Here is a 13,204-nt window from a genome sequence, read left to right on the forward strand (position 1 = left end):
AAAATCTGCTGCCGATGCCGCCGGCCATAATGATCGCATAATTGTTTTTATTCATAGGGTGTAAAAAGAGTTTTTATTTGGTTTTAGCCTTGGTAAAAGTGTACAATAATCTGTTAATAATACATTAAATAAAACTAAATAATACGGTATACTATTTGTTCGCAATTTAAATACACAAATGGGGAAAAATGTTTTTCATTTAATAATCATATTTGTATAAAATTAAAAAGTAAATCCATCGTTTAATCATAAAATTTTGTTACTTTAAACTTTTAATACAATTCAAGATCAAGTTAATATAATGATAGAAACTAAGAAGTCGTTATTTGATAATCTCCAGAATTTTTTCGGATTCGACAACTTTAAAGGGGAGCAAGAAGCGATTATAACGAACATCCTGGCCGGTAATGATACGTTTGTAATTATGCCAACCGGTGGCGGAAAGTCAATGTGTTATCAGTTGCCCGCGTTAATGAGCGAAGGCACTGCAATAGTAATTTCACCACTGATAGCCTTAATGAAAAATCAGGTAGATCAGTTAAGGGCCTTTGGAGGCTCAGATAGCATAGCCCATTTTTTAAATTCATCACTTACTAAATCAGATATAGCCCGGGTTAAGGAAGATGTATTAGGTGGCAAAACCAAATTATTATACGTAGCACCTGAATCATTAACCAAACAAGAAAATATTGATTTTTTACGCCTTAATCAGGTATCGTTCGTAGCTGTTGACGAAGCACATTGTATTTCAGAATGGGGGCATGATTTCAGACCTGAGTATCGCAAAATACGGCAGGTTATCAGCAATATTGGCGAAAATATTCCTATCATCGCATTAACAGCTACCGCAACTCCAAAAGTTCAGCAGGATATTCAGAAAAACCTGCAAATGAACAATGCTACCGTTTATAAATCATCATTTAACCGTTCTAATCTTTTTTACGAAGTACGTGCAAAGCGTAACGTAATAAAAGAGATTGTGAAGTTTGTAAAACAAAACCAGGGAAAATCTGGAATTATATATTGCCTGAGTCGTAAAAAGGTTGAGGAAGTGGCCGAAGCACTTAATTTAAATGGTGTTAAGGCACTGCCATACCATGCCGGTTTAGACCCTAAGGTACGTGCCGATACACAAGACAAATTCCTGATGGAAGATGTAGAGGTGATTGTAGCTACTATTGCCTTTGGTATGGGTATAGACAAACCAGATGTGCGCTATGTGATACACCATGATGTTCCTAAGAGCATGGAAGGCTATTATCAGGAAACCGGACGCGCAGGCCGTGATGGGGGTGAAGGTGTATGCGTGGCATTTTATTCTGAAAAGGATATTGACAAGCTGCAAAAGTTTATGAAAGATAAACCTGTAGCAGAACGCGAAATAGGTACCCAGATATTAAAAGAAGTTATAGATTACTGTGAATCTTCAGTATGCCGCCGTAAACAGTTGCTGCATTATTTTGGTGAAAACTTTAATGAAGCAGGTTGTAACAGTATGTGTGATAATTGCTGCGGTCACAAAGATCATTTTGATGGCGAAGAGCACCTGCACAAAGCATTAAGCCTGATCAGGCATATCGGCGAAAAATTTGACGATCATCATATCATTAGCATATTGATGGGTGAGGAGAATGCCCAGATTAAGAATTATGAGCATGACTTGCTTGATTATTATGGATCAGGTAAAGAGCAGGGTAAAAATCTTTGGAACTCGTTGCTGAGGCAGGCTTTGTTGAATAATTATCTTTCAAAGGATATTGACCAGTATGGTTTATTAAGGCTTACAAAAACTGGTAATTCATTTATTGATAATCCGCACAGTATCCGTTTTATACTGAACAAGGTAATTGAGGCTACAGATGACGACGATGATGCAGACGGCCCTAAACAGAACGGAGGAGCATTGGATACCCAGCTGCTGCAAATGCTTAAGGATCTGCGTAAAAAACTGGCTAAGCAAAAAGGGTTACCTCCGTTTGTGATATTCCAGGATCCATCTCTTGAAGAGATGTGTACGCATTACCCTATTACTACTGAGGAGCTAAAACAAATTTCGGGTGTTGGCGCTGGTAAAGCCTTAAAGTTTGGTAAGCCATTTACCGATCTGATTCAAAAATATGTAGAGGATAATGATATTGACCGTCCGGTTGATATGGTGATCAAAAGTGCCGCCAATAAATCGGCGCTTAAGGTTTTCATTATTCAAAATATTGACCGTCATTTAAATCTGGATGACATTGCGGCCTCAAAAGGGCTCACCTATGAAGAGATATTGAAAGAGGTGGAAACTATTGTAAACTCTGGTACAAAGCTCAACCTGAACTATTATATAGACGAGGTGATTGATGAGGATAAACAGGAAGAGGTATTTGATTATTTCCGTACTGCCGAAGCTGATTCCATTGATGATGCTTTAGCTGAATTAGGTAATGATGATTACACCCGTGAAGAAGTGCAATTGATGCGTATCAAGTTCATTTCTGAGATGGGAAACTAAATTGTTATTTAAAAAATGTAACTAAAAGCTTTTAGGATCATCCTAAAGGCTTTTTTTGTGATTTATTATTGACTACTCTTAAGCTCTATTTAGATATGATCTTAAATTCAGTGCGGCGGTTTTTAGCGCGGTTATCGTCCGTATCGTTAGGAGCGATAGGCTGTGTTTCGCCATAGCCTTTATAAACCAGGCGTGTGTTAATAACGCCATTAGCTACAAGATATTGGTATACAGATTTTGCCCGGTTTTCTGATAAGGTTTGATTTATAGGCGCTGTGCCTACATTGTCTGTATGGCCGGATATTTCAATATGCACGGAAGGATTGACAGCTAAAAATTCTATCAGCTTTTGTAGCTCAGCTTTTGACTCTGATTCGAGATCAAATTTATTGGTATCAAAAAAAATGTTTTTAAGAATTACCTTACTGCCTACATCAATAGGTGATAAAGAAACCGAAATATTGAACGGGTTTTTGGTTTTATAGCCTACCAATGAGAAGTTTTCAGAGTAAAACATATAACCGCTTTTTGAAATGTTAAGGCCATAGTTTTTCCCTGAAGTAATTGTAGCTAAAAAGCTTCCGTCTTTATCATTACTGTAATCCTGGTAAACGGGTTTGTTACTTTGCAGATCAATGATCTCAATGGTAGCTTCGATTGGTGTATTACTTTGCGCATCCCGAACAGTACCCTTTACATAAGTTACCAGATGTGGCCTTACATTTACCGGAAGTTCAAAAGTGTAAATATCATACCCGCCAAAGCCATTCAGATTGTCTGACGCAAAAAAGGCATAACTACCATTCGCTGTTAATGAAAGGCCATTTTCATCACCATTGGAGTTAATAGGATAACCCAAATTTTCCGGCTTTTGCCATTGCCCATCCTTACTTAGCCGACTTACAAATAAATCTTTATTTCCTAAACCCGGCCAGCCATTTGAACTAAAATAAAGTGTGCTGTCATCGGGGTGGATAAATGGCGATTGTTCATTATAAGCTGTATTAATATTAGGGCCAAGGTTTTCGGGCTTGCCCCAGCCTTTATCTGTAAGTGTTGATTTCCAAATGTCATAACCGCCATAACCGCCGGCGCGATTACTTACAAAATAAAGGGTTCGTCCGTCGGCGCTTATTGATGGTTGCGATTCCCAGCCTGTTGTATTTACCGGAGCACTCAAATCAACAGGTTTATCCCAGCCGTCATCCGTTTTCTGTGCAATATAAATATCACACCGTCCCATTCCATCAGGGCGATTGCAACCTGTAAAAAACAGGTATTTACCATCCTGCGATACGGATTGAGCGCCTTCATTATATTTATCGGTATTTATCTGGTCGCTCAAATAGCTGGCTGTTTGCCATTTGCCGTTTTCATAGCTGCTTTTATAAAAATCTTCATTGTTGTTGATCTTTCGGGTAAATATCAGCATACTCTCATCTGCGGTAGCTACCGGCAGATATTCATCATTAGTCGTATTGATTTCGGGACCCATGTTTACCGGTTTAAAGGCAACCGGATGCTGCATGGCTTGAATACTGAATTTTGCGTCGGTAATTAGCTTTTGAGCAAATGAAATGTTTTGTGGGGTAATGCCTGGGTAAGTCAAATATTTTTCAAGGTGCTGCTGAGCCTGTGTGTATTGTGCTTCGTATATTTCTATCTCGCCAATTTTAAGATAAACCGCACGGTTAAAATCAGGGTTAAATGCTATAACTTTGGTATATTGCTCAATAGCTTGTTTATACTGGTGTTTTAAACGAAATACATCAGCCAATTGTACACGGGCCTCAATAAACCTTTGATCTTCTCCTACAGCTTTCTGAAGGTTGCTTATCGCTTCGTCATATAGATGATCGTCGATGTTTTGATTAGCCTCTGCAAAATATTTTATCGCGTTTTTGTTGGTCGTGGTATATGGGCTTTGCTGCGACCATGCGGTAACAGAGAAAAAAATTGATACCATCAGGAAGATTACAATTTTCATCTGTTTGATACGATAATTAATATCGTAATATACAAATATTAGGGGATATTCAAATACTTATGTGTTTGCAATGATATTTCCCATTGTGGGTTATTCATTACATAATCAACTATAAGTGGGGTCATTTCTTTTGATTTTGACCACTCAGGTTGTAAATAAAGTTTACAATCCGGCGAAACCATTTTGGCATGATATTCGGCCCATTCAAAATCTGATTTATTAAAAACAATAACCTTTAATTCATGTGCATGCTCGGCAACAAGAGGTATGGGAGCTTTGAACTTTTTAGGTGATAAACAGATCCAGTCCCAATCACCTGACAGAGGGTAGGCGCCAGAGGTTTCAATGAAAGTTTTGATACCTTTGTTATGCAATTCGGTGGTCAGGTAATCTAAATTATAAATTAACGGTTCCCCGCCGGTTACTACAACAGCCTTTGAAGGGTGTACCGAAGCGTTAGTCACAATTTGATCAGCAGCTGTAAGCGGATGTAATTCAGCATCCCAGCTTTCCTTAACATCGCACCAGTGACAGCCAACATCGCAACCACCAAGCCTTATAAAATAAGCTGCTTTACCTGTATTATATCCTTCGCCTTGTATCGTATAAAATTCTTCCATTAGTGGAAGCAGCGTGCCGTCGTCTGGAATCTGGTGTGCCATAATATTTTGCAAAGGTACCTAATTTAACGCGAAAGCATAAACATGAATGGTAAGCATAAGGTAAACGTTTTTACTTTTACGCTTTTTATTGTCGTTAATAATTTTTATTATTACTTTAATTTTAACCTATATTGCGACAATTAAATTGTCGTTGTAAAACCATGATCATGAAAGTCTGACTAAGCGCAAAACCTTAAGCTATGAAAAAACTCTACGTTCTTCTTGCGTTTTTAATGATGTTTTGCTTAAGTTCATGTGTTGATATCGAGGAGCAATACGATTTTAAAACAGACGGTAGCTGTAATGTTATTTATGGTTTTGATATGAGCAAAGCCGTATCGGTTTTGGTAAACCTCATGTCGGACTCGTTGAAAGAAACTCCCCAATTCAGCCTGGTAAAAGATACAACGCTCAACTTTTATAGTGCAATGCCCGATAGTACACAACAGACAATGAGTGTTGAGGAAAGCAATATGGCCAAAAGCAGTGACCTCTCTATTAATATGAACCTTAAAAAGAGTATCATGAAGGTTAACATTACCCATGTTGCCAAAAACGCTGCCGATCTCCAATACTATCTTCAAAACCTTTCAAAAATAGCTCTTAACAGCAGGATCAATGCTTTTACAAGCCCGGAAAAAGCTTCTAAAACCTTTGATGCCCGGCAGATGGTGGCCGGACAGGATTATTATTCATACGATATTACTCCTCATAAATTTTACCGGATAATTGATAAAGCAAAATTCAATGCTTTTTTAAAGAAAACGCAATCAACCTTTATGATGGCTAAAGCCATGTTGATTGATATGCCTTATAAGGTGATCCTGAAATTTGCGAAACCGGTTAAAAAATTGAATAATTCAAAAGCAGTATTATCTGCCGACAGGCGAAGTGTAACGCTCGTTACCAGTATGGATGAGGTGATCAAGAATCCATCGGTAATGAATTTAAAGATCGATTTTTAGCTATCCTTGCAATTAACCACTAATTTATAATGAAATGGTATAAAATACCCGGTATTCAAATTACCGGTAAGCCGTTTATTGCCAAGGTAAAGGTAGGCAGGAAAAACATTTGCCTTATAGGTTATGAAGAACGTATTTATGCACTTTCATCTGTTTGCCCGCATGCTGGTGCGGATTTAAGCGAAGGACTTTGTGTAAAGGGAAAAATTGTTTGTCCTTATCACCGATATACTTATGATGTGAAAACTGGAAAGGGGGGAGCAGGACAAAACGATTTTGTGGAAACTTATCCGGTAGAAATTAGAGGCAATGAAATTTACGTTGGTATAATTTCCTTGTGGGATAAATTGAGGGGCAAGTGAAAAGAATAAGGGCTTGAATGAATTTATTCAAGCCCTTATTTACTTATTGATAAACTTCTTTGTTAGCTGATGCCAGGGTGTTTTTTAATAAACCTATGATGGTCATTAAACCAACACCGCCCGGTACCGGGGTTATCCATGATGCTTTTGGCGCTACATTTTCAAAATCAACATCGCCATACAGTTTATAGCCCGATTTGGTTAGGGCAGAGGTTTCGCGATTCATGCCCACATCAACCACCACCACACCATCCTTCACCATATCGGCAGTGATAAAATTCTTTTTACCAATGGCTACAATCAAAATATCGGCCTGCAAGGTAATGCTTTTAATATCAGGTGTACGGCTGTGGCAAATGGTAACGGTGCAGTTACCGGGCGTAGTGTTGCGAGCCATTAAGATGCTCATTGGTGAGCCTACAATGTTACTACGGCCAACTACCACACAGTGTTTGCCTACGGTATCAATACCGTACTCTTTAAGCATTAGTGTAATACCATAAGGAGTGGCAGGTATAAACGAAGGCAGGTTACGCTGCATACGTCCCAGATTTACGGGATGAAATCCATCTACATCCTTACGATGATCAATGCGCTCGGTTACCTTTTCAGGGTCGATGTGTTTAGGAAGAGGTAATTGTACAATAATACCGTCAATATCGGCATCAGCATTCAGTTCTTCTACCTTTTTCAGAAGTTCTTCTTCTGTTACATCATCTTCGTAGCGTACAAGGGTCGATTTGAAACCCACCTTTTCACAATTTTTCATTTTGCTGGCTACGTAAGTTTCGCTGCCGCCATCATGACCAACCAAAACGGCTACCAAATGAGGCTGGCGGCCCGTTCTTTCTAATATTTTAGCTGCTTCTTTAGCTATTTCAACCTTAAGTTTTTCTGATACGTATTTTCCGTCGAGTAGTTGCATATTGCCCCCTAACCCCCTAAAGGGGGAACGATTGTGTATAAATTATATAATTATTTGCCCAACCTGCTTATCAAGCACCCCTTTAGGGGCTGGGGGCTTAGTCTAATTTTAAAACTGCCATGAATGCCGATTGCGGTATCTCTACGTTACCTACCTGGCGCATGCGTTTTTTACCTTGTTTCTGTTTTTCCAATAACTTACGTTTACGGGAAATATCACCACCATAACATTTGGCGGTAACGTCCTTACGCATAGCTTTCACTGTTTCGCGCGCAATGATCTTAGCACCTATAGAAGCTTGTATAACGATCTCAAACTGCTGGCGTGGTAAAAGTTCTTTTAGTTTTTCACATATCTTCTTACCAAAATCATATGAATTGCTACGGTGTATTAGTGACGACAGTGCGTCTACCGGCTCACTATTCAATCTGATATCTAATTTTACCAGGTCAGATTGTCTGTAACCTATCTGGTGGTAATCAAACGAAGCGTAACCTTTAGATATGGTTTTTAATTTATCATAAAAGTCAAAAACGATCTCACCCATTGGCATCTCAAAAATCAGCTCAACACGGTCAGAAGTAAGATATGATTGATTCATGATCATACCACGTTTTTGTATACAAAGGGACATTACCGAACCAACAAAATCAGACTTGGTAATGATAGTAGCCTTAATAAAAGGTTCCTCTACGAAGTCAATTTTACTCGGATCAGGTAAATCTGATGGATTGTTTACTATAATAGGCTCGCCTTTGGTAGTGTGTGCAATGTACGATACGTTGGGTACGGTAGTAATTACCGTCATGTTGAACTCACGCTCCAAACGTTCCTGGATAATTTCCATGTGCAACATTCCGAGGAAACCGCAACGGAAACCAAAACCAAGCGCAGCGGAAGATTCTGGTTCAAATACCAGCGAAGCATCGTTTAACTGTAATTTGGCCATCGACTCCCGAAGTTCTTCATAGTCCTCGGTATCAACCGGATAGATGCCGGCAAACACCATAGGTTTAACCTCCTCAAAGCCTTGTATACCAGTTTCGCAAGGACGATCAACCTGGGTTATGGTATCACCAACCTTAACCTCGCGGGCTTCTTTAATACCAGATATAATATAACCTACATCTCCGGTTTTAATTACATCTTTTGCCATCGGACGCAATTTAAGTGTTCCTACTTCATCGGCCAGGTATTGTTTTTCTGTAGCTACGAATTTTACCTTGTCTCCTTTTCTGATCTCACCATTCACTACTTTAAAATAAGCGATGATGCCGCGAAAGGAGTTAAATACAGAGTCAAATATAAGCGCCTGTAAAGGTGCTTTAGGGTCGCCAACGGGTGCAGGCACTCTTTCAATAATAGCACGTAATATATCATGTACGCCCATTCCTGTTTTACCAGATGCCGCCAAAATATCTTCACGTTTGCAGCCAATAAGGTCAACAATCTGATCTTTTACCTCCTCGGGCATAGCGCCGGGTAAGTCCATCTTATTTAAAACGGGAATGATCTCCAGGTCGTTTTCTAAAGCCAGATAAAGGTTTGATATGGTTTGTGCCTGTATGCCCTGTGCCGCATCAACAATTAGCAATGCACCTTCGCAGGCTGCAATAGAACGTGAAACTTCGTATGAAAAATCCACGTGTCCGGGTGTGTCAATCAGGTTCAGAACATATTTTTGGCCATCAAGCTCATAATCCATTTGGATGGCGTGGCTTTTTATGGTAATACCGCGTTCGCGTTCCAGATCCATATCGTCAAGCAATTGTGCCTGCGATTCGCGCTGCGTTATAGTGTTAGTATATTCCAGTAACCTATCAGCAAGAGTACTCTTACCGTGGTCAATATGTGCTATGATACAAAAATTACGAATGTGCTCCATTGAACCGCAAAAATAGCTTTTTAAGATGAGATTTTGTAATGTGAGTTTTTAAATCAAAAAAGGCTATCCCAATCATTAAGATAGCCCTTTTTAGCACCAATCAGATGGGTTTATAAAGTAACGGGCTCCACAAAAATGGGGGTTTCGGAAACTTTTATAACTAATTTGCCTGCTGGGGTGGCAGCTTGTGTTTTAACTGCAACGTTTGCCCCAACCGATAATGTATAAATATTGGCTTTTGTAGCAGAGCCTAAATTCAATGTATAATTGCTTGTTCTGTTCTTTTGACCGGGTATGGTTAGTACATACATTGATTTAGTGCCCGAAATGTATTTATCAATCAGCGGGTCAGCATTAATAGTTTTGCTATAGGTATAGTCACCCACTAATTTATTTGCTTGCAAGATGAAATTGGTTGCCGGTCTTGGTTTTCCATTGACAGCTAAGCCCGATGTAGCGTATTGTACACCTGAATTTGGAGTATCATCAAGTAATTGATAGTAAAATACTCTTTTTATACCATGCCTCATATATAATAATGAAGTTCTCAGTATCCAATCGGCCTGTGTATTTAAAACCGATTTGTCACCAATGGCAACCGCTTTTTGATAGCTACCCTGATTAATATCATAGCCGCTTTCGGTAACCCAAACCGGTGGATGCTGGGTAAGCGTGTTTGCATATTTTACAAAAGAATCGGCAATAGTACCCGCCATTGATAGCTCTGGAGCTACTCCTGTTGTAGCATGTTCATGTGTTAAAATATTACCGTCATTATTATAAAAATGAAAATTGATCACATCAAAACAAAGGTTTACACTACCATCGGGTTTATAGCCACGATTTTTTTTGCACCATTCCACCATTCTTTTTACAAAGTTCACATCACAAGATGCCAAGCCGCCCATAACTACCTGCATATCAGGGTCAGCCGTTTTTACACCCGCGTTATTGCCTAATTTGCCCATGTCGCCGTCATAAAATGCAGATAGGTTGGCTGCATATTCTTCCGGAGTTTGCTGCACCGCTTCGCTTTTCCACCATTTGTCACGCTCGTTATCGCATTCAATATATTTAATAAGCCCTAAGCCAATCTTAACAACGTTAGGTGTATCGTTTGCCCATCGGGGACGGCTATCAACTTTAACCAAAGCTTTGTTAATATTTGTGTTGTAGCCATATCGTGCCGCAAACTGGAACGCTGTACGCGCCTGATCGGCATATGTTGAGGGAAGGCTTCGACTGGGTCCGTAGGGGGCAGGTACATTCTCATTATCCTGCAGATCGGCAGGGTAGGTGCTTACTAACCAGGTAGGGCAATTTTTCAGGTCGGCTAAAACTAAAATGCCGTCTTGTTTGCATCGGGTATAAATCAAATCGTAATTCCAGCCACCATTATTAGTTGGGTTAAAAGTATAATTACCTTTAGTGTTTTCCAGTTTATTCCAGTTCATATAATGCCGTACAGAACTGAAAGATTTGATAACATCCATGTTGGCCTCATAAATACGGTTTCTAAGATGTGGGTTAGCCGGATCTTCCAAAAAGTTCCATTCGTAGGTATTTACACCAAACATGTTTTTTAAAGGTGTGGCGTTTACCGATGAGGTGTCGTTTTTCAGATCATCTTTTGTAATAGTGACATGGTCAACAATAGTTCTGGCTTTATCATTGTACGATTTAGGGAACCTACAATTACTAAAAAATAGACATACGGCGCTTAATACAAAAACAAATTTGTTTGGTGATAACATTTAGGGGATTTTGAAAAAGAGAAATAATTAGGTATTGCTTTAAATCAGCCTTAACGCAGTTTTACATAGGTTTCAATAATCTCATGATCGATATTTAAGCTGTCTATTTTTTCAATACCACTCTGAATCAGTGTGTCATTTTTAAACTTAACAGTGAATTTAAAATCGCGGTTTTCCCAGTCACGGTAGTTACAATAGGCAAGGTGCTCCGAGTAATTATTACCTTCCAATACGTAAGTACCACTGCCTGAATCAAAAACGGGTTTGCTTACTTTACCTTTTCTAAGATCGTGAGTGAAAAAAGCGAAATCACTACCGTTGAATATTTTAACCATTTCCTGGTCTTTAGGCGGAGTAGTTACTGTTGTATCTCCTTTGGCTATGCTTTTACTGGATATCAAATGCCAGGTACCAATAAGCGGTTGGGGCGCTTTTTGTTCAGTTTTTGTTTCTTTTTGTTGAGTACATGATACAGTAATTACGATAGCGCAAGCAAGGCAGAATAGGTTTAATTTCATGAGTGATTGGATTTAAACAATTTTAAGCAATTTAAGCTAATAAAAAAAGCGGATCACATTACTGCAACCCGCTTTTAATAAATAAGTTAACGCTATTCACCACGCTTTAGACCGAATTTTTCGATCTTGCTGTATAAGTGACTTCGCTGAATATCAATATCGTCGGCTGTTTTTGATACGTTCCAGTTGTTTTTTTCAAGTTTGAACTTGATGTACTCACGTTCGGCAAAATCCTTATACTCCTGAAAGTTGTTAAATTGGTCGAAGTCTGTTTGAGGCGCGCTATCACCTTCGCCACCTGCCACTACAGGGGTTGATGGATTCGCAAATGACCTCACATCGTTATCGGTTATGGTTTTATCACTTAATATAATTAAGCGCTCAACCATGTTTCTTAGCTCACGAATGTTACCTGTCCACGGTAAGGATTTAAGTGCTTCAAGCGCAGAGTCAGATATTTTTTTAACCGGCATACCGTACTCATTGCAAATTTCATCCAAAAAGCTTTGAGTCAGCAGCGGTATATCATCTTTGCGCTCAATCAATGGTGGTACATGTATCAGGATCACGCTGAGGCGATGGTAAAGGTCCATACGGAAGTTTCCGGCCTCAATCTCTTTAAGCAGATCCTTATTGGTTGCGGCTACCACGCGAACATCGACATCTATCTCTTTTTCGCCGCCTACGCGGGTTATCTTGTTTTCTTGTAAGGCACGTAATACCTTAGCCTGTGCCGATTGGCTCATATCGCCAATCTCATCAAGAAAAAGCGTGCCCCCATTAGCTGATTCAAACTTACCAATACGTTGTTTAATGGCCGAAGTAAAAGAGCCTTTTTCGTGCCCAAATAGTTCGCTTTCAATTAATTCAGAAGGGATAGCAGCGCAGTTAACCTCAATAATAGGTGCACTTGATCGATTTGATTTTTCGTGAAGCCAGCGGGCAACCAACTCTTTACCGCTACCGTTTGCTCCGGTTACCAATACACGTGCGTCGGTAGGTGCTACACGATCAATGGTTTCTTTTATTTTTACAATAGCTTGTGAGTTACCCAAAATAGGCCTAACCTTTGAAACTTTGCGTTTTAATACTTTGGCCTCAACAACCAGGCTTCCACGGTCGAGCGCGTTGCGTACGGTGATCAGCAGTCTGTTTAAATCTGGTGGTTTGGATATAAAATCAAACGCTCCTTTTTTACTTGCCTCAATGGCCGTTTCAACCGTACCATGACCAGATATCATAATAAAAGGCAGGTCTGGCTTTATTGCTAAACCTTCGGTAAGCACCTCCATGCCGTCCATGCGGTTCATTTTTATATCGCATAGTACCAGGTCGTAATCCTTTTTCTCAATCAGTTGTAAACCGTCAACACCGTTATCTACATCTTCAACTTCATAGTCTTCATACTCAAGTATTTCACGTAAGGTATTACGTATTGACCGCTCATCATCAATTATTAAAATTTTAGCCATATTTTTATTCAGTAAATGGGGGCTGTGAACCGCTAATATATAAGATTTTTGTATAGAAAAATAAACACTTGGCTTTGTAACAAAAATAACCCCTTCCTGTTTGCAGAAAGAGGTTATTTAAATCAGCAGCAAATCTGTAAGCCGGGTTCTGTATTGCCCAAAGGCAACTTCTATCAT

The 13,204-nt window shown here is 39.3% G+C and carries 10 protein-coding genes; 3 read left to right on the forward strand and 7 right to left on the reverse strand.

Annotated elements, in window-relative coordinates; genetic code table 11:
* The first annotated feature begins 304 nt into the window (after positions 1-304).
* A complete protein-coding gene (gene recQ, locus AAGC65_RS20505; protein ID WP_343114336.1) occupies positions 305-2,497 on the forward strand; it encodes a DNA helicase RecQ in 2,193 nt (730 codons plus the stop codon).
* 85 nt (positions 2,498-2,582) lie between these two features.
* Here recQ and AAGC65_RS20510 read toward each other — a convergent pair whose 3' ends face one another.
* Together AAGC65_RS20510 and AAGC65_RS20515 are read right to left on the reverse strand one after the other, a co-directional pair.
* Positions 2,583-4,484 carry an OmpA family protein gene (locus tag AAGC65_RS20510; RefSeq protein ID WP_343114327.1) on the reverse strand — a complete coding sequence of 634 codons (1,902 nt, stop codon included), beginning with the start codon at positions 4,482-4,484 and terminating at the stop codon, positions 2,583-2,585.
* 38 nt (positions 4,485-4,522) lie between these two features.
* On the reverse strand, positions 4,523-5,146 hold the full coding sequence (locus AAGC65_RS20515) for a 7-carboxy-7-deazaguanine synthase QueE (RefSeq protein ID WP_343114328.1): 624 nt from the start codon (positions 5,144-5,146) through the stop codon (positions 4,523-4,525).
* A 200-nt stretch (positions 5,147-5,346) separates the two neighbouring features.
* Between AAGC65_RS20515 and AAGC65_RS20520 the strand changes: the two genes are divergently transcribed.
* Together AAGC65_RS20520 and AAGC65_RS20525 are read left to right on the forward strand one after the other, a co-directional pair.
* The gene (locus AAGC65_RS20520) at positions 5,347-6,111 is read left to right on the forward strand and encodes a hypothetical protein (protein ID WP_343114329.1); all 765 of its coding nucleotides are present in this window, start codon (positions 5,347-5,349) and stop codon (positions 6,109-6,111) included.
* A 29-nt stretch (positions 6,112-6,140) separates the two neighbouring features.
* On the forward strand, positions 6,141-6,473 hold the full coding sequence (locus AAGC65_RS20525) for a Rieske (2Fe-2S) protein (RefSeq protein WP_343114330.1): 333 nt from the start codon (positions 6,141-6,143) through the stop codon (positions 6,471-6,473).
* A gap of 43 nt (positions 6,474-6,516) precedes the next feature.
* Here the strand turns inward: AAGC65_RS20525 and AAGC65_RS20530 are convergent, their stop codons facing one another.
* The 5 genes from AAGC65_RS20530 to AAGC65_RS20550 form a co-directional block, all read right to left on the reverse strand.
* Positions 6,517-7,398: a tetrahydrofolate dehydrogenase/cyclohydrolase catalytic domain-containing protein gene (locus AAGC65_RS20530; RefSeq protein ID WP_343114331.1), complete on the reverse strand. Its 882-nt coding sequence runs from the start codon at positions 7,396-7,398 to the stop codon at positions 6,517-6,519.
* Between the two features lie 97 nt (positions 7,399-7,495).
* Positions 7,496-9,283, reverse strand: a complete 1,788-nt coding sequence (lepA, locus tag AAGC65_RS20535; protein ID WP_343114332.1) for a translation elongation factor 4 — start codon at positions 9,281-9,283, stop codon at positions 7,496-7,498.
* A gap of 110 nt (positions 9,284-9,393) precedes the next feature.
* Entirely contained in the window at positions 9,394-11,037 is a 1,644-nt protein-coding gene (locus tag AAGC65_RS20540) for a hypothetical protein (RefSeq protein WP_343114333.1), read from the reverse strand.
* A gap of 50 nt (positions 11,038-11,087) precedes the next feature.
* The gene (locus tag AAGC65_RS20545; protein ID WP_343114334.1) at positions 11,088-11,555 is read right to left on the reverse strand and encodes a hypothetical protein; all 468 of its coding nucleotides are present in this window, start codon (positions 11,553-11,555) and stop codon (positions 11,088-11,090) included.
* A gap of 92 nt (positions 11,556-11,647) precedes the next feature.
* On the reverse strand, positions 11,648-13,027 hold the full coding sequence (locus tag AAGC65_RS20550; protein WP_343114335.1) for a sigma-54 dependent transcriptional regulator: 1,380 nt from the start codon (positions 13,025-13,027) through the stop codon (positions 11,648-11,650).
* Positions 13,028-13,204: the final 177 nt, after the last annotated feature.

It is taken from the genome of Mucilaginibacter sp., from assembly GCF_039207105.1.
Classification (GTDB): Bacteria; Bacteroidota; Bacteroidia; order Sphingobacteriales; family Sphingobacteriaceae; genus Mucilaginibacter.

Excerpts from the sequence above, each read along its gene's own strand:
- AAGC65_RS20510 (WP_343114327.1), bottom strand. The coding sequence starts at position 4,484 with ATGAAAATTGTAATCTTCCTGATGGTATCAATTTTTTTCTCTGTTACC.
- AAGC65_RS20515 (WP_343114328.1), bottom strand. The coding sequence starts at position 5,146 with ATGGCACACCAGATTCCAGACGACGGCACGCTGCTTCCACTAATGGAA.
- AAGC65_RS20520 (WP_343114329.1), top strand. The coding sequence starts at position 5,347 with ATGAAAAAACTCTACGTTCTTCTTGCGTTTTTAATGATGTTTTGCTTA.
- AAGC65_RS20525 (WP_343114330.1), top strand. The coding sequence starts at position 6,141 with ATGAAATGGTATAAAATACCCGGTATTCAAATTACCGGTAAGCCGTTT.
- AAGC65_RS20530 (WP_343114331.1), bottom strand. The coding sequence starts at position 7,398 with ATGCAACTACTCGACGGAAAATACGTATCAGAAAAACTTAAGGTTGAA.
- lepA (WP_343114332.1), bottom strand. The coding sequence starts at position 9,283 with ATGGAGCACATTCGTAATTTTTGTATCATAGCACATATTGACCACGGT.
- AAGC65_RS20540 (WP_343114333.1), bottom strand. The coding sequence starts at position 11,037 with ATGTTATCACCAAACAAATTTGTTTTTGTATTAAGCGCCGTATGTCTA.
- AAGC65_RS20545 (WP_343114334.1), bottom strand. The coding sequence starts at position 11,555 with ATGAAATTAAACCTATTCTGCCTTGCTTGCGCTATCGTAATTACTGTA.
- AAGC65_RS20550 (WP_343114335.1), bottom strand. The coding sequence starts at position 13,027 with ATGGCTAAAATTTTAATAATTGATGATGAGCGGTCAATACGTAATACC.